Here is a 17,313-nt window from a genome sequence, read left to right as displayed (position 1 = left end):
ATAGTTTTTTTAGCTTGCATATAACTTGGTGATATGCGTCGATTTAATGACTTAGATAGTCGTTACTGAAACAAGTTCAGCATACATAAACGAATATAGCTGAAAATTTTTGCAAATTCAAAAAGAGTTAAAAAAAGAGGCTACAAAATTTGCAGCCTCAATGTTTTATCTAATAAGATTCCTGCGAAAGCAGGAATTTGTTACTCACCCAAAAACGGATAACGATAATCTGTTGGCGTTACAAAGGTTTCCTTAATTAACCTCGGCGATACCCAACGCAACAAGTTTTGGGCACTACCGGCCTTATCATTGGTTCCAGATGCTCTTGCACCTCCAAAAGGTTGTTGGCCCACTACGGCACCGGTACATTTGTCGTTAATGTAAAAATTACCGGCACTGTTCTGTAAAGCTTCAGTGGCTTGGGTAATGGCGTACCTGTCGGTAGCCAATATGGCTCCTGTTAGGGCATACTCACTGGTTTCATCAACCAATTTTAAGGTTTCTGCGTAAGCGTCGTCCTCATAAACATAAATGGTAATAACAGGGCCAAATAACTCGGTACACATGGTGGTGTATTTTGGGTCTTGTGTAACGATAACAGTTGGTTCTATAAAATAACCTTTGCTTTTGTCGTAGTTGCCACCTGCAATAATTTCAACTTCGGCATCGTTTTTTGCGGCATCAATGTATTTTGCCAATTTATCAAACGAGCCTTCATGAATTACGGCGGTTATAAAATTGCCCATATCTTCAGGCGAACCCATTTTAAAGGATTTTACATCTTCCAAAATATATTTTTTCACGTCGCCCCAAATGCTTTTAGGGATGTAAGCCCGTGATGCAGCACTACATTTTTGCCCTTGGAACTCAAATGCTCCACGTGAAATTGCAGTCGAAACTTGCTTTGGAATGGCGGATTTGTGCGCCACGATAAAGTCTTTTCCACCGGTTTCACCAACAATTCTAGGGTAGGTTTTATAGTTGTGGATGTTGGTGCCTATTTGTTTCCAAAGTTCTTTAAAAATGAATGTTGAACCCGTAAAGTGCAACCCGGAAAAATCGGGACTTGCCAAAACAGTATTGGTAATCATTACTGGGTCTCCGAATACGACATTTATAACCCCTGGTGGCACACCAGCTTCCTTAAAAACATCCATGATGACTTTGGCAGAATACACTTGGCTATCGCTCGGTTTCCAAACAACCACATTACCCATAAGTGCCATACAGGATGGTAAGTTACCAGCAATGGCAGTAAAGTTAAATGGCGTTACGGCATAGGTAAAGCCTTCAAGCGGACGGTATTCCACACGGTTCCAGGCATCGTTGGTGCTTTCGGGTTGTTCCATGTAAATATCGGTCATGTACTGCACATTAAAACGCAGAAAGTCCACAAACTCACAAGCCGCATCAATTTCCGCTTGATGTATGGTTTTGGATTGTGCCATCATCGTGGCCGCGTTTATTTGGGCTCTATATGGCCCAGCAACCAGTTCTGCAGCTTTTAAAAAAATGGCTGCACGTTGTTCCCAAGGCATTTGGCTCCATGTTTTTCTGGCTTCCAAAGCTGTTGAAATAGCGTCCTCAATATGCTTTTTTTCAGCCAAATGATAGGTGCCTACAATATGTTTATGGTCATGGGGCGGCGACATGGTTCTTGTATTACCGGTTATAACGTCTTCCCCGTTTATGTACAATGGCACGTCAACTTTGCTGTTGTACATGGCTTTATATGCCTTTAAAACAGCAGTCCGTTCAGGAGTGCCTGGGGCATAAGATTTTACAGGTTCATTTACGGCAATTGGTACGTTAAAAAAGCCTTTTCCCATGATTTTTGAATTTTTGTTATTGAATTTTCAGTAATTATGCCGCAAATTTAAGAATTTTCTAAGGATAAATGCGGATGAAGGATTCTTAAATGCGCGTTAAAATTTATTTATTTTTTGTAAGTTGCCTTAATGTTTTAAGACTACAGATTTTATGTGTACCGTAACCATTATTCCCACTAATGACGATGATTTTGTGCTGACTTCCAATAGAGATGAAGCACCTACCAGAAAATCGCTTGCTCCAGATTTTTATACCGTTGATGGAACCAAATTATTGTTTCCAAAAGATGAACTGGCCGGGGGAACGTGGATTGGTGTGAGCGAAAAAAATAGGTTGGTCTGTGTTTTAAATGGGGGTTTTGAACTTCATGAACGAAAGGAAACATATAGAAAGAGTAGGGGTGTTATTGCCAAGGATTTTATGGTTGCTGAACACATCGTGAAAACTATTGAACATTATGTGTTGGTGGATATTGAACCTTTTACCATCGTAATAGCGGATTGGAATAATACGCTAAAATTTTATGAATTGGTTTGGGACGGCGCCGAAAAACATTTTGTGGAGTTGCCACTTGAACCAAAAATATGGTCGTCGTCAACTTTGTATACTGAAGCTATGAAACAGGAGCGTTTGCAGTGGTTTGAAAATTTTAAAAAAGGTAATGAATTGAGTGCAAAGTCTTTGATGAATTTCCATAAAACGGCTGGAGTAAATAACAAGGATTATGGTGTAATCATGGACCGAGGCTTTGTAAAAACCACTAGTATTACCCAAGTTGAAAAAACTGGAGATACCATTGAAATGCGCCATCAAAGTCTTCAAAATAAGTCAAATTCCTCTACAGTGTTTAATCTTCCGCAAACTGTCAATGAATAATACGGGCATTATTTTAACGCTGGCCTATCCAGAAACCATTGTTATGGTTTCAAAGGAATGGTTTTCACCATTTCTGCGTTTTGTTGGTGTTGGAAAAAAGAATTACCTACGGGCTGGCCATGCGGCCTTGGTACTTATAAATAAGGAGACAGGCATTTTGGAGTATCACGATTTTGGACGCTATATAACCCCTGAACCAACGGGGCGTGTACGCGGAAAAGATACCGATAACGAATTAGATTTTCCCTTAAAGGCTAACATTGAAAACGACAAAGTCACGAATCTTGATGAGATTCTGGAATTCTTGGGCACCCATCCCAAATTAACGCATGGCGATGGCAAACTCATTGCATCGGTGTGTCACGCCATTGATTATAAAAACGCTAGAACGCACATCACTAAAATGCAGGAAAAACATTTTATTAGGTATGCCGCTTTTATTAAAGACGCTTGTAATTGTGCGCGTTTTGTAACCGATAGTTTAATTGCTTCGGTAACCGACTCAAAAATTAAGAAGAGACTTATAAAATCAAAATGGTTTACACCGAGTACGGTTGGCAATGTGCTTTTGGCAGATACCGAAAATCAGGTTTACGAGGTTTCTGAAAAAGGTGAAATAACCGAATTTGAAGGGTCGCAACAAAGTGAAAATATCCGCTGCTTTTTAGATAAGCTAAAAGGCCATAAAGTCAATTTTGTGGGAACCTTACAGCCCAGACCAGTTGATGGCTTACATGATAAGGCGCAATGGTTGTCTGGTATTGCTGCTGGTGCTTGGTTTGAGCTTCATAAAATTGGCCATGATGTGGAGTATCATTTTAAGCGTATTTCGCCATATGGCAATTTAGATGTTCACGATAGGTTTGTAGTTGATGATGCCTCTTTTGATTATCATTTGGAGTTTGAATTTATTCATTATTCAAACTGCAAATTTTTTCATGTCAGGCAGAATGGAAAGGTTTTTAGGTTTGAGCGGGTGGTTTAACTAAAAACAGAACTCAAATCACTTACCCCTTGTAATGAAGTCTGTTAATTTATAGCAAAAGGAGCACTTAGCTTAAAAGTAGGTATGGTAACCAAAAACTTTTTGGTGGTGGTAAAGTTTACCATACTGTAATGTCCTTGCATGGCACCAAAAGGAGATGTTAGTAAACATCCTGAAGTATAGGTATGCGATTCGCCAGGTTTTAAAACAGGTTTTTTTCCAATAACACCTTCACCAGAAACGGTTTCAACATTATTCAGGGCATCAAGAATTTCCCAATGGCGTGCGTTGAGTTGAACGGAGTCTTTGCTTTGGTTTTCAATGGTAATGGTATACCCAAAGGCATATTGTATTTTATAGTTTTTATAAAATGAGCCTTCAAAAGTAGTTTCAACCGAAATTTTAATGCCTTTTGTTACTTGCTGAACCATGCTAACTGTTGATAAACAAAGTGTTTTGCGCTGCTAAAATAATCAAAATTAAGTTTTGAGACTTAAATTTTAACGTGTTTGGTTGAAAAATTAGTTGAAATGCGTTTTAATTCGAGATATTAACTGAGCTGCCTTCACCAAGTCCGATGATTTGGTCATAGCGCGCCCCTAAATCTCTATAGTAAACCAGTACTTTGTAGTTGTTTTCGGTTTGATAAAAATTTCCGTCAATTATGCCCTCATCAATACTACCATCGTCATTTATAACAACATATTTATAATTATAAAACCCTTGTTTCAACAAAATAGGTTTTTCAAATCTATTTTGGCTTTCGTTGTATTCCATTCGGGTGCTTTCATCAATGGCGTAATTATTAAAATTTCCATAAACATGAACGGCCTTATCTTTAAAACTGTCGTTAGCGATCAACGAAAAATGCATCCAAACATAATCGGCTTCAATGCTCGGGTCATCGGCATCAATATTCAAAATAACATAGTTTCCGTTAATATCGGGGTTGTAGGTGTAGGGTCTGTTGGCGCGCGAAATATTGGCGTAAAGATAGTTGTGGTAAAGCTCTTTTAAATCGATAAATTGAATGCCGGTGTTTGCGGCTCGTACATCTTTGTTTTCAAAGAAAAAATATTCATTTCCTCCCCAAAAACTAGTTTCAGTATCGTATTTATAAATGAGTTGATTGCCGATGGTATATTGTGGTTTTAAGTTTGAAATTAAAGTGTGTAAATTGTTGTTTTGAATGATGACTGCCTTTACTGTTTGTTTTGGGTTATTGAATTGCATGTTATTCGGTGTGATAACTATGTCCACACGCTGTTTTTCTTCAATAAATTGAACATCACGTGAACGCTTTATACTCACTCCTACGCTGGCTTTATCTTCGTAAATCATGAATTTTCTGGAGAAAACCAAGTCGCCATTATTGTTGTAAATTGAAATGAGATAATTACCAGATACTTTTAAGCCTCGAGTCTGCCCATTCGGAATAGTCAATCTATAATGCGAATAAATTTGATAGGTGTTGTATGAGTTTTCATAATCGCGAATACGTTGATTATCAAAACCCTCCATAAATTCTGAGCGAACCAAAACAGACGGTGTCCAATCAAAATTAAAATGTTCAATTTTATAGTAATAATCGTCCTCATTGCCGTTCAGGGCATCAAATTCCAAAACCAAATATTCGCCAAGTCTCAGAATGGGTAATTGAGTTTCTGCTGTATTGCCTCTAAAGTTTATGGTTTTAATGTAATCGGGCGGATTTACCTCTTCAACCTGCGCGAAAATTAAGGTCGGAATCAAGCAAAAGCAATAGAGCAAAACAGACTTCAATGTCATTTCTTTCATAATTATTTGGTAAATATATGCAATTTCTATGCCCTAACTTAATCTTTTATTTAGAACGGTTATAAATAAAATAACTAACAAATAATTGAACGAATAATATAGGTATTAATTTGTATTTTTGCCCCGATTTTTAGTAAACTAATTACAATAAAAAATATGTCAAACGACATTCGTATTAAAAAAGGTCTGGACATAAAACTTATTGGTGAAGCTGAAAAAACCTTGGAAGAGGCCGTTATCAGCAACTACTGCACCATAAGACCAGAGGATTTTCATAGCGTTACACCAAAACTTGTTGCAAAAGAAGGAACCACCGTAAAAGCTGGTAGTATTTTGTTTTATGACAAAAACAAGGAAGCTGTGAAATTTGCATCTCCTGTTTCAGGAAAAATCGTTGAGATTCAAAGAGGGCCAAAACGACGCATTGATGCCATTAAAATTGAAGCAAGTAAACCGCAAACTTATGTAGATTATGGTAAGTTTGATGTTGAAGGTTCAAAGCCAGAAGCAGTTAAAGCACATTTACTAAGTACTGGTTGCTGGCCGTTCATTAAACAACGTCCTTATGATGTAATTGCAAACCCAGATAAATCACCAAAAGCTATATTTATCTCTGGTTATGCCAGTGCACCATTGGCGGCCGATTTAGATTTCACTTTACAAGGAAAAGAAGCGGAATTACAAGCTGCAATCAATGCATTAGGGAAATTAACAGAAGGTAAGGTTCATGTTTCGGTTGGTGCAAAATCAAATTCACCTCTTGCAGGGCTTTCAGGAATAACTTTGCACAAGGTTTCTGGCCCACATCCATCAGGTAATGTTGGTACACAAATCAATAAAATAGACCCTATTAATAAGGGAGAAGTAGTTTGGACTGTTAGTGCCCAAGATTTAGTTATTATTGGAGAGTTGTTGTTGACCGGAAAATTCAATGCAGAGCGCATTGTTGCTTTGGTTGGGTCTTCGGTTAAAAAACCAAGATACTTCAAAACAATTATCGGAAGCGAAGTGTCTACTATAGTTTATGATAAGGGTATTGAAAAATTTAGAGATACCCGAATTATTTCTGGAAACGTTTTGTCTGGAAAAGAAATAAGACCAGATGGCAGTTTAGATTATTACAGCAATGTGATTACTATAATTCCAGAAGGAGATGATTATGAGTTGTTTGGTTGGACAAAACCTGTATTCAATAAAATATCAACGTCCAGAGCATTGACTTTTTCTTGGTTAAACCCGAAGAAAAAATACGAACTCGATACGAATACGAACGGTGAGCATAGAGCTTTTGTTGTAACCGGAAGCTATGAGGCGGTTTTTCCATTGGATATTTACCCGATGCAAATTTTAAAGGCTTGCATGTATCAAGATTTAGATGAAATGGAAGCTTTGGGAATGTACGAGGTAGCTCCGGAAGATTTTGCATTAACAGAGTTTATATGTGTGTCTAAACAACCACATCAAAAAATAATAAGAGAAGGATTAGACTTAATGCTTAAAGAGATAGGATAATGGAATTGAAAAAGAGATTACATATTTTAAAAAGAAAGTACAGGAACAAAAAATTTGCTCCCGCTTTCAATGCTTTGCATACTTTTTTATTTCTTCCAGATGAGACTACCCATGGTGGAACCCATATAAAAGCTGCGGACGATTTAAAGCGTACCATGAACACGGTAATCATGGCTATGGTTCCTTGTTTGATTTTTGGTATGTTCAATGCAGGGTACCAACATTATTTGGCTTTGGGAGAAATACAAGCGGTGTCGGGTGGTTTCTTCAGCAGCGAATTTTGGACGCTCGATAATTTTATGGTTGGCTTTTGGAAAATTCTTCCATTGGTTATTGTTTCCTACGGTGTTGGTCTTGGAATTGAGTTTTTGTTTGCTATCATCAAAAAACATGAAGTTGAAGAAGGTTATTTGGTAACCGGAATGTTGGTACCATTAATTGTTCCAGTTGATATTCCATTGTGGATGTTGGCTGTTGCTGTTGCTTTTGGTGTGGTGATTGGAAAAGAAGTTTTTGGTGGAACCGGAATGAACATTTTAAATCCGGCATTAACCATCAGGGCATTTTTGTTCTTTGCATATCCAACTTGGATGTCTGGTGATAAAGTTTGGGTTCATGGAGCGGTTGCTCGAGATGAAGCTATTGCGGCGGGTCAAAATTTAGATGCCATTTCTGGTGAAACTATCTTAGGTAGTTTGGCACAGAGTAAAGATATTGTTTATTCAACTGCAGATATGTTTTTAGGTTTTATTCCAGGTTCTGTGGGTGAAACATCTGCATTGCTTATCCTATTGGGCGGATTGTTTTTAATCTTCACGAAAATAGGAAGTTGGAGAATCATGCTGTCATCAGTTGTAGGCGCTATTGTAATGGGGTTGATTTTTAATCAGGTAGTAGATACAGGTATAGTTAGTGAAAGTAGCAAGTTCTTCGGATTGATGAATACACCTTTTTGGGAACACTTACTTATTGGTGGTTTTGCTTTTGGTACTGTGTTTATGGCAACAGATCCAGTAACGGCTTCACAAACAAATAAAGGTAAATGGATTTATGGTTTCTTGGTTGGATTTATATCGATTATGATACGTGTGTTCAACCCAGCATATCCAGAAGGGGTGATGTTGGCTATTCTTCTTATGAACGTATTTGCACCAACCATTGACCATTATGTTGTTCAAGCTAATGTGAAGAAAAGAATGAAACGTTTAAAAGTTAAAGCGGCTTAATTATGGCAATTAATACAGAAAAAAATTCATACACTATTTTATTCGCCATTGCGATGGTAGTTGTTGTGGGGGCCTTACTAGCCTTTACAGCTTCTGCATTAAAACCGAAAATTTCAGAAAACATGCGTATAGAAAAGCAGCAAAATATTCTATATGCCATGGGAGTAAATAACAATGAAGGTGGTAGTGCCGAATTCGTTGCGACTACCGAAGCTTCCGAGCTGTTTTCTAAATACATAATAGATCAGGTTGTAATCAAGAACGGCGAGGTTTCAAAAGACGACCAGGCGTACTTAATCGACTTGAAAAAGGATAAGGCTGCTGCTGCAGGTGATGCATCAAAACGCAACCTACCTCTTTTCGTTGGAGAGAAAGACGGAAAAACATTTTACGTTATTCCTATTTATGGAAAAGGACTGTGGGATGCCATTTGGGGATATGTTTCTTTAGACAAAGATATGGTAATTCAAGGGGCATATTTTGACCACAAAGGAGAAACACCTGGTTTAGGAGCAAATATTAAAGAGCGTTTTTTTATGGATGATTTTATTGGCGAGCATGTATTGGATGCCAACGGAAACTTTAAAGGTGTTGATGTTGCCAAAGGAAATTCAGATCCAACAAATAAAGACAAAACAGATAATGAGGTAGATGCAATTGCTGGTGCTACAATTACAGGCAACGGTGTATCAGCTATGATTAAAAGTGATTTAAAGCTTTACAAACCTTATTTTGATAATCTAAAAAACAATTAATTTATATGGGACTTTTATCAAAAAAAGATGCCAAGTTAATTACAGATCCATTAGCGGATAATAACCCAATTACTATTCAGGTTTTAGGTATATGTTCGGCATTGGCAATTACGGCACAGTTGAAAGCATCAATTGTTATGGCTATCTCGGTAATGGCTGTTTTAGGTATTGGTAATGTTGTTATTTCTTTAATGAGAAACATCATTCCTTCAAAAATTAGAATCATTGTTCAATTGGTTGTTGTTGCTGCTTTAGTAATTATAGTTGACCAAGTGCTCAAAGCATTCTCTTATGAATTAAGTAAAACATTATCCGTATTCGTAGGGTTAATCATTACCAACTGTATCATTATGGGGCGTTTTGAAGCCTTCGCCTTAGGTAATGGCCCATGGCGTTCGTTTTTAGATGGTATAGGAAATGCAGCAGGCTACGGTGCCATCTTAATTATAGTTGGGTTCTTTAGAGAATTGCTTGGATCGGGTACTTTATTAGGTTTTAAGGTGTTGGGTGATCCTATTGAAAAAACTGGTTTGTACGCCATAGGTTATGAAAATAACGGTTTTATGCTGTTGTCGCCAATGGCATTAATCGTTGTGGGTATTATCATTTGGGTGCAAAGAACAAAAAATAAAGCATTAATAGAAGATCATTAAAATAGTAGGCAGTTGGCAGTCGCAGTAAGCAGTTACTGAAGACTAAATACTGAATACTGAAGACTTATAATAATATGGAACATATAGAATTATTTTTCAAATCAATATTTATAGACAACATGGTATTTGCCACGTTCTTAGGAATGTGTTCTTACCTTGCTGTATCTAAAAAAGTAAGTACGGCTGTAGGTCTTGGTGCCGCCGTAATCTTTGTTTTGGCTATTACGGTACCCTTAAACTGGTTGTTGGACCAATATCTTTTGCAACCCGGTGCTCTAACTTGGTTGGGTGAAGAATATGCCGATTACGATTTAAGCTTCTTATCATTCATCATGTTCATAGCAACAATTGCTACCATGGTGCAATTGGTTGAAATTGTGGTTGAGAAATTTTCACCATCATTATACAATTCACTTGGTATTTTCTTGCCACTTATTGCTGTAAACTGTGCTATTTTGGGAGGTTCACTATTTATGCAATCTCGTGAAATTCCTTCTTTAGGTTTAGCTTTTAATTATGGTATTGCCTCAGGAATAGGATGGTTTTTAGCTATTTTGGCTATTGCAGCTATTCGTGAAAAAATCAGATACTCTAAGGTGCCGCCAGCGTTAAGAGGATTAGGTATTACCTTCATCATTACAGGTTTAATGGCTATAGGTTTTATGAGTTTTGGAGGTATGTTAACAGGTGGTGATGATGAAGGCGCAAAAGAGGAAAAAACTGCTTCAGTTCAGAAAGAAACAGAAGATAAGGTCGTATTGAGCGAAGTAGAAAATACAGACGAAGAAGTGTTAGCTAACAACATAAAAGTAAATGAGTAACATGATTTTAGCCGCAAGTACAACAGGAACAATTACAGTAACAGTAGTAGCGTTTTTGGTTATTACGTTGTTGTTGGTTGCATTACTATTAGTTGTAAAACAAAAATTATCGCCTTCGGGCCCAGTCAAGATTACCATAAATGGTGAAAAGGAAATTGAAGTGGCCTCTGGAGGAAGTTTGCTTTCAACTTTGGGTTCAAAGAAAATATTTTTACCGTCTGCCTGTGGTGGTGGTGGAACTTGTATTCAATGTGAATGCCATGTGTTGTCTGGTGGAGGAGAAGCTCTTCCAACAGAAACCCCTCATTTTACAAGAAAGGAATTGCAGCATGGTGCACGTCTGGCTTGCCAAGTAAAGGTTAAGCAAGACATGAACATCACCATTCCTGAAGAGGTTTTTGGTATTAAAAAATGGGAGGCTGTTGTTGTTCGTAACTTTAACGTAGCGTCTTTTATTAAAGAGTTTGTGGTTGAAATCCCTGAGGACATGAACTACAAAGCTGGTGGTTACATTCAAATTGAAATTCCAGAATGTGAAATAAAATATTCTGATATTGATATTACGGCACACCCAGAAGAGCATGAAACTCCAGATAAGTTTCAAGCAGAATGGGATAAGTTTGGCCTTTGGCCTTTAGTCATGAAGAATGATGAAACAGTGGAAAGAGCCTATTCCATGGCTTCTTACCCAGCTGAAGGTCGTGAAATTATGTTGAATGTTCGTATTGCCACCCCACCTTGGGATCGTGCTAAAAATGGTTGGATGGATGTTAACCCCGGTATAGCTTCATCATATATTTTCTCAAGAAAGAAAGGTGATAAAGTAATTATTTCAGGACCTTATGGTGAATTCTTTATCAACGAGTCTGATGCCGAAATGCTTTATGTAGGTGGTGGTGCTGGTATGGCGCCTATGCGTTCACACTTGTATCACTTATTTAAGACTTTAAAAACAGGTAGAAAGGTGACCTATTGGTACGGTGGACGTTCTAAGCGTGAGTTGTTCTATTTAGACCATTTTTATAAATTAGAGAAAGAGTTTCCTAACTTCAGATTTTTCTTGGCATTATCAGAGCCTTTACCAGAAGACAATTGGAAAGTTAAAAAAGATATTGATTCTCCAGGTGATGGTTTTGTTGGGTTCATCCACAACTGTGTTATAGATAATTACCTAAGTAAACACGATGCTCCAGAAGATATTGAGTTATATTTCTGTGGACCACCATTGATGAACAAAGCTGTTCAAAAAATGGGAGAAGATTTTGGTATCCCAGATGAGAATATAAGATTTGATGACTTTGGAGGCTAGAAGATAATCGCTATTTAGCATCTCATTATAAAAATTAACCCAGTACAAATGTATTGGGTTTTTTTGTTTTAGTATTTAAGCTGAGATTTTTTCAGATTGAAAGTGAGCTTCATTAGTTTCAACTTCAAATAATTTGTTATAATCCATAACATTTGAGATACCATCAAGTTCACATAAAAAAGTAACAACGGCAGATAGTCCATCAAATAAAATATTTTTATCGGTTGGGTTTTTAGGTCTTACATGTCTATGGTGAAATGGTAATTGGTAACCACAAGCACTTAAAAAAACAGATTCAATCTGTAATAATTCCAAAGGGGAATATCCATTGAATTTCCTGCCAAGGTTTTGGTGTACAAGCCCAAGGTAATTTAACCTCAAACTTCCGTGGTCATCAGATAGATGTTTCCAGCTATCGGTATTGTCCAAAATATTTCCAACAGCACATTGTTTACAGCATTCTGGATTTAATGTGTTGTTGTGAAAAGCAGTATAAAGCCTTCTTATAGCATTTTCAAAGCGGATTGTTGTTTTCATCTTATTAAATTAGACATAATTCATTAAGAATCAAAAAAAAATGGCTGAATTTAGATTTTAAAATTCCTTTCTAAGACTATCCATTATAGGTATTACATGATATTTCAAATTGTCGTCACATTGTTTTAATATTCGGTAATGTAAATGCAACATGCCAATTACCAAGCCATCAAATTCTGGTTCGAGCTTTAATTTTTCAAGAAAAATAGAATATTCTATTTTATCCATAGTCAACCCTTCCTTTGTGTTATAGGCAACACGTTCTTCCTCATTGAGTATATTGTTAAGGGCAGATTCCATAGTCTGTCTTGCTGTAATAAGCGATTCATTCCAAGATTTAAAAAGTTTCTGGGAATTATAATAGTCTATAATTCTATTTTTAAGTTCTTCATTTTTTAAAAGCTTAATATTTCCAGTTGATCTTAAATCAGTAATAGTGTTTTCATAGGTTTGAGGGAATTGTACAAAACCAGCTTGAGAGAAACTAAAAATAAGAGCTAGCGTATCTTTATAGATTTTATTGCCAAAGTCAATTGAATCAAGCTTTGTCTTTTTTATATCATAATCGTTATCAATAAATTTTAAAATATTATTTAGTTTTTGAATGTTTCTATTAGCATTTCTACTCTTTCTTATATATTCTAAAGAATCTTTTTTAATGTCGGTGTACAAACTTTCATAATATGTTTTTTCGAGCTTTTGAAGTTTTCTTTGCTCATTCCAATTATTAATCTGTAATGCAATTAAAATTCCTAGAACCACCAATACAATTTCGCCAATAGCATATTTTAGGTAGTTGGTGGTTTTTCCCTCTGCTAATAGTTTTTTACGAATACTTCGAAATAATTTAATCATGTTGTGCGTATATGGTTAGCCAAAATTATTTGTTGTAGAAAAGTTAGGGCTTTACAAAAATTATTGTTTCTCTAAAGTTACGTTTATAATGTATTTTAAAATATGATTGGCAAAACAAACTGAAACAACAAAATTAAAAGAGCAACGGAAATTAAATTCAAGATAATCCCAACACGGGCCATTTGGTTTACTTTTATATAGCCACTGGCAAAAACAATGGCATTTGGAGGAGTTGCCATAGGGAGCATAAAGGCACAGCTGCTGGCAATAGTTACAGGAATTAGCAGATATAAAATATTTATTTCTAAACCTATGGCTATGCCTGCCACTACGGGAGCTAATACCGCTGTTAAGGCTACATTGCTCATTAGTTCTGTCATAAACAACATTAAGGCTATAAGTATCGAAGCCATGACCAATACACTGATGTTGCAATTTGAAATGATATTGGCTACAACATCTACAATACCGCTGGCCGACATGCCGTTTGCTAGGGCCAATCCTCCACCGAATAATATTAAAATTCCCCAAGCTAATTTTTGGGTATCGTTCCAATGCAAAACAAAGTCTCCTTTTTTAAGGTTAAAAGGAACTGCAAATAAAGCAATGGCACCTAAAACGCTAATCATGGTATCTGATAATCCCAAGTTTGGAATTAATGAATTGATAAGGCTCCTGAATATCCATAAGGAAACGATAACCGCAAAAACAGTTAAAACGTGTTTTTCTTTGGGGGTGGTTTTACCCAATTTTTCGAGTTCAATGTCAATAAAATCCTTTGATGCATTAAATACCAATCCTTTATTAGGAAACATCCATTTTACCAATACCAAATAAATTAGTGCAATTAAAAGTGCAGAAAAAGGTAGCCCTAAAACCATCCATTTTAAAAATGAAATTTCAATATGATATTCATTTTCAAGAAGCCCAATTAAAACCGAATTCGGCGGTGTGCCAATAACCGTTGCAATGCCACCGGCATTGGCCGAAAATGCAATACCAAGCATAACACTTACGGCAAAATTCAAATCTTTTTTGGTAAAACCGTCTTCATCATCAATCAGTAATTTTATTACAGACATAGCGATGGGTAGCATAACCACGGTACTGGCCGTATTGCTAATCCACATACTCATGAAACCGGTGGCAATCATAAAACCGAGGATAACTTTGTTGGGTGTAGTGCCAGTTCTTTTAATAATATTCAAGGCAATACGCTTATGCAAGTTGACTTTTTCTAAAGCTAAAGCCAAAACAAATCCACCAAAAAACAGAAAAACTATGGGGCTTCCGTAATTTGAGCCAACATTTGCCATGGGCATAACTTTAAAAAGTGGAAAAAATAAAAGTGGGAGCAAAGCGGTAACAGAAATAGAAACAGCTTCGGTAATCCACCAAAGCACCATCCAAACGGCCAATGCTATAACCGTAGTTGCTTTTTGGGAAATAATTTCCGGAGTTATAAATTGAATGATGACAAAGAGTAGTGGCCCGATTAAAAGTCCGATTCTTTTAGAAAAGGGATGTTTAGTCATTTATTTTTAGATGGTTAAAGTTTTATATCGCGCTTTAAATTGTTTCAGCTTTTTAATCCAGTGGTTGATAAAGGTATCAATATTCTAATTCTTTTAAAATAGACTTGCTTGAATAGGTACCACTTAAGTTAAAATTATTTTTGGCCAGTTTTGTATTTCCTTTTTTTAAATAAGCCAAGCTCAAATAGTAGTGGGCATCTTTTAAATATATAAAAGTATTGTGTAACGTTTTTTTATCAATTAACAGCAAGAGGAAAGATACAATTATTTCAAGTTAAGGCAAATATTAAATCATCAAATGGTTATCAGGTTGCTAATTTACTTGTACATAGTTCTTTTTATTGTTAAACTAAGGGTTGCCTATTATGCCATATTTTACAATTAAGACGAAAGAGATTAAAAGTGTCATCAACAAATTAACTTTTTATACTTTTGTACCATGAGTCAACCCCTAACCAAACAAGAACTACACAATCTTGCCATGAACCATGTTGGAAAGGAACTGGAGGAACGCGGTTTTGAGTTTATTGCTGTTAACAGTAAACTGAAAAAGCATCCGCAATTTGTCTGTATCGATAAAAATAAACAGTACTATTTTGTTATTGTGAGAGCAGTAATTTTGCCTGACAATCCCAATAATTATGATGTTGTTTGGATGGAAACTTTTAAGCAGCACGCCAGAGAGCAAGACGCAAAAGTGTTGTACGCAGGTGTTGGTATTGGTAGTTTAAATGGCGAAAAGTCACCCATTTACCTGGGCGAAGAATACTTAATGGAGTACAATGGTATTCAAGTTATTGAAACGAATCTTAATTAATTGAAAAACATACTATTATTTGTCGCAGTTCTTTTTGTTTCATGCAAAGCGGAAATAAAAAACACCAAGCTTACCGGTCTCGTTTTTGGAACATCCTATAATATTATTTACAACGCCGAAATCAACTACGAAAACCAGTTTGATAGCTTATTTTATGTGGTAAACAAATCAATGTCTACTTATCAGCCCAACTCAATAATTTCTAAATTGAATAGAAATGAGATTGAAGAAGTTGATGACCATTTTGTTCGCGTTTTTGAGGCTTCAAAGAAAATTTTCGAAGAAACCAAAGGTGCTTTTGATCCCACAATTGGAGCTATTGTAAATGCCTGGGATTTTGGCCCAGAGGGAAAAATCGTCAATTTGGACAGTTTAAAAATTGATAGTTTGATGCTTTCGGTTGGTTTCGATAAAGTAGAACGGATTCACAACAATATTTTAAAGCCTCAAGGTGCTTTTATTGATTTCAATGCCATTGCCAAAGGGTATGGCGTAGACGTTATTGCTGATTTTTTAGAGACTAAAGATGTTTCGGATTATTTGGTTGAAATTGGCGGAGAAATTAGAACAAAAGGCATTAATCTAGAAAAAAAAGAACCATGGAAGGTTGGTGTGGAAATGCCACATTTTGATGGAACGCAGTCTATTTTAAAAGTCATTGCTTTACAGAATAAGGCTATGGCTACTTCTGGAACGTATAGGAAATTTAAAGTTGATGAAAATGGTAACCGATATGCTCATATTATTGATACCAAAACAGGATACCCTAGTAAAACAAAGTTATTGAGCATTTCAGTTATTTCTGAACATTGTATGGAAGCTGATGCTTATGCTACGGCTTTTAAGGCCATGGGCATGGAAAAAGTAAAAGTATTTTTAAAATCGCACCCGGAGTTACAAGTGTTTTTGATTTTTGAAAATGAGAATGGGGAGTTGGAAACGTTAACGCTAAACGGATTTCCTGAAGATTAATTTTTATAGACAACAGGAATAATTTCCCCTTTTGCCAAACAGAATTTTTTAATCTCCTCATCTGAAAGTTTACTTGTGTAATCTACTTCTTCAACCTTAAAACCAATGGCCTGGAGCTTATTAAAATAATCACGACCATAAACCCGAACATGATCGTACTGCCCAAATATTTTGGCACGTTCTTTTTTATCGGTTATCGAATCGTCTTCAAAAGTTGTTTCTCTATTTAAATCCTGTGGAACTTGAAAAATACCCATGCCGTTAGGTTTCATTACCCTAAACAATTCACTCATTGCCTTTTTGTCATTTGGGATATGTTCCAAAACATGATTGCATAGAATAACGTCAAATTCATTGTCATTAAACGGAAGGTTACAAATATCGGCTTTCACATCTGCCAATGGTGAGTTAAGATCGGTTGTTACATAATCCAAATTGTCCATTTTCTTGAAACGATTGAAAAAGGCTTGCTCAGGCGCAAAGTGCAAAACTTTTAATGCCGAACTTGTTTCGGCATCTCTTAAAATAATTCTTTTGTCCACATTGCTTATGGAACCTGAAACGAGTTCAGGTTGAAAAAAATCGGTTTCATTTTTTAAATATAACCAAAGTAACCGATGCCGTTCCAAACTTAATGTTGAAGGCGATAAAACATTGTTTCGTTGTTTGCCATAGCCATAGGGCAAAAAGGTTTTAAAGCTTTTACCATCAATGGGGTCGGTAAATTTTGAGCCTTTTAAAAATAAAGCCATAACGGGCCGAACAACGTAACTCAGCCTAATCAATAAGGGTCTGGGAATGAAATTGAGTACTAACTTGAACAGTTTTTTCAT

The 17,313-nt window shown here is 36.2% G+C and carries 17 protein-coding genes; 10 read left to right on the top strand and 7 right to left on the bottom strand.

What is annotated here, in order from left to right:
- Window positions 1–200 precede the first annotated feature (200 nt).
- On the bottom strand, window positions 201–1,829 hold the full coding sequence (pruA, locus tag WJN01_RS14745) for an L-glutamate gamma-semialdehyde dehydrogenase (protein WP_445197924.1): 1,629 nt from the start codon (window positions 1,827–1,829) through the stop codon (window positions 201–203).
- A 151-nt stretch (window positions 1,830–1,980) separates the two neighbouring features.
- Here pruA and WJN01_RS14740 point away from each other — a divergent pair, with 151 nt between their 5' ends.
- Together WJN01_RS14740 and WJN01_RS14735 are read left to right on the top strand one after the other, a co-directional pair.
- Window positions 1,981–2,706, top strand: a complete 726-nt coding sequence (locus WJN01_RS14740) for an NRDE family protein (protein ID WP_445197923.1) — start codon at window positions 1,981–1,983, stop codon at window positions 2,704–2,706.
- Window positions 2,699–3,691, top strand: coding sequence for a DUF6695 family protein (locus WJN01_RS14735; RefSeq protein WP_445197922.1), 993 nt, complete (start codon window positions 2,699–2,701; stop codon window positions 3,689–3,691). Before WJN01_RS14740 ends, WJN01_RS14735 begins: the two co-directional genes overlap by 8 nt.
- Window positions 3,692–3,735: 44 nt before the next feature.
- Here WJN01_RS14735 and apaG read toward each other — a convergent pair whose 3' ends face one another.
- Together apaG and WJN01_RS14725 are read right to left on the bottom strand one after the other, a co-directional pair.
- Window positions 3,736–4,122 carry a Co2+/Mg2+ efflux facilitator ApaG/CorD gene (apaG, locus tag WJN01_RS14730; protein WP_370476960.1) on the bottom strand — a complete coding sequence of 129 codons (387 nt, stop codon included), beginning with the start codon at window positions 4,120–4,122 and terminating at the stop codon, window positions 3,736–3,738.
- A 106-nt stretch (window positions 4,123–4,228) separates the two neighbouring features.
- On the bottom strand, window positions 4,229–5,479 hold the full coding sequence (locus tag WJN01_RS14725) for a type IX secretion system plug protein (RefSeq protein ID WP_445197975.1): 1,251 nt from the start codon (window positions 5,477–5,479) through the stop codon (window positions 4,229–4,231).
- A 165-nt stretch (window positions 5,480–5,644) separates the two neighbouring features.
- Between WJN01_RS14725 and WJN01_RS14720 the strand changes: the two genes are divergently transcribed.
- The 6 genes from WJN01_RS14720 to nqrF all read left to right on the top strand — a co-directional run bounded on the left by WJN01_RS14720 (window position 5,645) and on the right by nqrF (window position 11,764).
- The gene (locus tag WJN01_RS14720; protein WP_445197921.1) at window positions 5,645–7,000 is read left to right on the top strand and encodes a Na(+)-translocating NADH-quinone reductase subunit A; all 1,356 of its coding nucleotides are present in this window, start codon (window positions 5,645–5,647) and stop codon (window positions 6,998–7,000) included.
- Window positions 7,000–8,226 carry an NADH:ubiquinone reductase (Na(+)-transporting) subunit B gene (locus tag WJN01_RS14715; protein ID WP_445197920.1) on the top strand — a complete coding sequence of 409 codons (1,227 nt, stop codon included), beginning with the start codon at window positions 7,000–7,002 and terminating at the stop codon, window positions 8,224–8,226. Before WJN01_RS14720 ends, WJN01_RS14715 begins: the two co-directional genes overlap by 1 nt.
- Before the next feature lie 2 nt (window positions 8,227–8,228).
- Window positions 8,229–8,981 (top strand): Na(+)-translocating NADH-quinone reductase subunit C, encoded by a 753-nt coding sequence (locus WJN01_RS14710; protein WP_445197919.1) that lies wholly within the window; start codon window positions 8,229–8,231, stop codon window positions 8,979–8,981.
- 5 nt (window positions 8,982–8,986) lie between these two features.
- Window positions 8,987–9,634, top strand: a complete 648-nt coding sequence (locus WJN01_RS14705) for an NADH:ubiquinone reductase (Na(+)-transporting) subunit D (RefSeq protein ID WP_370476955.1) — start codon at window positions 8,987–8,989, stop codon at window positions 9,632–9,634.
- A gap of 74 nt (window positions 9,635–9,708) precedes the next feature.
- Window positions 9,709–10,455, top strand: a complete 747-nt coding sequence (gene nqrE, locus WJN01_RS14700) for an NADH:ubiquinone reductase (Na(+)-transporting) subunit E (RefSeq protein ID WP_445197918.1) — start codon at window positions 9,709–9,711, stop codon at window positions 10,453–10,455.
- 1 nt (window position 10,456) lies between these two features.
- A complete protein-coding gene (nqrF, locus tag WJN01_RS14695; protein WP_370477096.1) occupies window positions 10,457–11,764 on the top strand; it encodes an NADH:ubiquinone reductase (Na(+)-transporting) subunit F in 1,308 nt (435 codons plus the stop codon).
- 75 nt (window positions 11,765–11,839) lie between these two features.
- On the opposite strand, the gene WJN01_RS14690 is transcribed toward nqrF, so the two are convergent.
- The 3 genes from WJN01_RS14690 to WJN01_RS14680 form a co-directional block, all read right to left on the bottom strand.
- A complete protein-coding gene (locus WJN01_RS14690; protein ID WP_445197917.1) occupies window positions 11,840–12,301 on the bottom strand; it encodes a Na(+)-translocating NADH-quinone reductase subunit F in 462 nt (153 codons plus the stop codon).
- A gap of 57 nt (window positions 12,302–12,358) precedes the next feature.
- Window positions 12,359–13,156, bottom strand: a complete 798-nt coding sequence (locus tag WJN01_RS14685; protein ID WP_445197916.1) for a DUF6090 family protein — start codon at window positions 13,154–13,156, stop codon at window positions 12,359–12,361.
- Between the two features lie 95 nt (window positions 13,157–13,251).
- Window positions 13,252–14,691, bottom strand: coding sequence for an SLC13 family permease (locus tag WJN01_RS14680; protein WP_445197915.1), 1,440 nt, complete (start codon window positions 14,689–14,691; stop codon window positions 13,252–13,254).
- A 439-nt stretch (window positions 14,692–15,130) separates the two neighbouring features.
- Here WJN01_RS14680 and WJN01_RS14675 point away from each other — a divergent pair, with 439 nt between their 5' ends.
- Together WJN01_RS14675 and WJN01_RS14670 are read left to right on the top strand one after the other, a co-directional pair.
- Complete coding sequence (locus WJN01_RS14675; RefSeq protein WP_445197914.1) at window positions 15,131–15,508, top strand: DUF8840 domain-containing protein; 378 nt, start codon at window positions 15,131–15,133, stop codon at window positions 15,506–15,508.
- The gene (locus WJN01_RS14670; RefSeq protein ID WP_445197913.1) at window positions 15,509–16,480 is read left to right on the top strand and encodes an FAD:protein FMN transferase; all 972 of its coding nucleotides are present in this window, start codon (window positions 15,509–15,511) and stop codon (window positions 16,478–16,480) included.
- Here the strand turns inward: WJN01_RS14670 and WJN01_RS14665 are convergent.
- Window positions 16,477–17,313 (bottom strand): class I SAM-dependent methyltransferase, encoded by an 837-nt coding sequence (locus tag WJN01_RS14665; protein ID WP_445197912.1) that lies wholly within the window; start codon window positions 17,311–17,313, stop codon window positions 16,477–16,479. The two genes, WJN01_RS14670 and WJN01_RS14665, sit on opposite strands and share 4 nt — an antisense overlap.

Origin of the sequence: Tamlana sedimenti, from assembly GCF_038148895.1 — a bacterium.
In the GTDB taxonomy this organism is placed as follows: domain Bacteria; phylum Bacteroidota; class Bacteroidia; order Flavobacteriales; family Flavobacteriaceae; genus Tamlana.
The sequence above is the reverse complement of the archived record's forward strand: the minus strand, read 5'-3'. Positions and strand labels throughout refer to the sequence as shown.

Excerpts from the sequence above, each read along its gene's own strand:
- WJN01_RS14725 (WP_445197975.1), bottom strand. The coding sequence starts at position 5,479 with ATGACATTGAAGTCTGTTTTGCTCTATTGCTTTTGCTTGATTCCGACC.
- WJN01_RS14685 (WP_445197916.1), bottom strand. The coding sequence starts at position 13,156 with ATGATTAAATTATTTCGAAGTATTCGTAAAAAACTATTAGCAGAGGGA.
- nqrF (WP_370477096.1), top strand. The coding sequence starts at position 10,457 with ATGATTTTAGCCGCAAGTACAACAGGAACAATTACAGTAACAGTAGTA.
- WJN01_RS14715 (WP_445197920.1), top strand. The coding sequence starts at position 7,000 with ATGGAATTGAAAAAGAGATTACATATTTTAAAAAGAAAGTACAGGAAC.
- WJN01_RS14740 (WP_445197923.1), top strand. The coding sequence starts at position 1,981 with ATGTGTACCGTAACCATTATTCCCACTAATGACGATGATTTTGTGCTG.
- apaG (WP_370476960.1), bottom strand. The coding sequence starts at position 4,122 with ATGGTTCAGCAAGTAACAAAAGGCATTAAAATTTCGGTTGAAACTACT.
- WJN01_RS14720 (WP_445197921.1), top strand. The coding sequence starts at position 5,645 with ATGTCAAACGACATTCGTATTAAAAAAGGTCTGGACATAAAACTTATT.
- pruA (WP_445197924.1), bottom strand. The coding sequence starts at position 1,829 with ATGGGAAAAGGCTTTTTTAACGTACCAATTGCCGTAAATGAACCTGTA.
- WJN01_RS14735 (WP_445197922.1), top strand. The coding sequence starts at position 2,699 with ATGAATAATACGGGCATTATTTTAACGCTGGCCTATCCAGAAACCATT.
- WJN01_RS14690 (WP_445197917.1), bottom strand. The coding sequence starts at position 12,301 with ATGAAAACAACAATCCGCTTTGAAAATGCTATAAGAAGGCTTTATACT.
- WJN01_RS14705 (WP_370476955.1), top strand. The coding sequence starts at position 8,987 with ATGGGACTTTTATCAAAAAAAGATGCCAAGTTAATTACAGATCCATTA.
- WJN01_RS14665 (WP_445197912.1), bottom strand. The coding sequence starts at position 17,313 with ATGAAAAAACTGTTCAAGTTAGTACTCAATTTCATTCCCAGACCCTTA.
- WJN01_RS14680 (WP_445197915.1), bottom strand. The coding sequence starts at position 14,691 with ATGACTAAACATCCCTTTTCTAAAAGAATCGGACTTTTAATCGGGCCA.
- WJN01_RS14710 (WP_445197919.1), top strand. The coding sequence starts at position 8,229 with ATGGCAATTAATACAGAAAAAAATTCATACACTATTTTATTCGCCATT.
- WJN01_RS14675 (WP_445197914.1), top strand. The coding sequence starts at position 15,131 with ATGAGTCAACCCCTAACCAAACAAGAACTACACAATCTTGCCATGAAC.
- nqrE (WP_445197918.1), top strand. The coding sequence starts at position 9,709 with ATGGAACATATAGAATTATTTTTCAAATCAATATTTATAGACAACATG.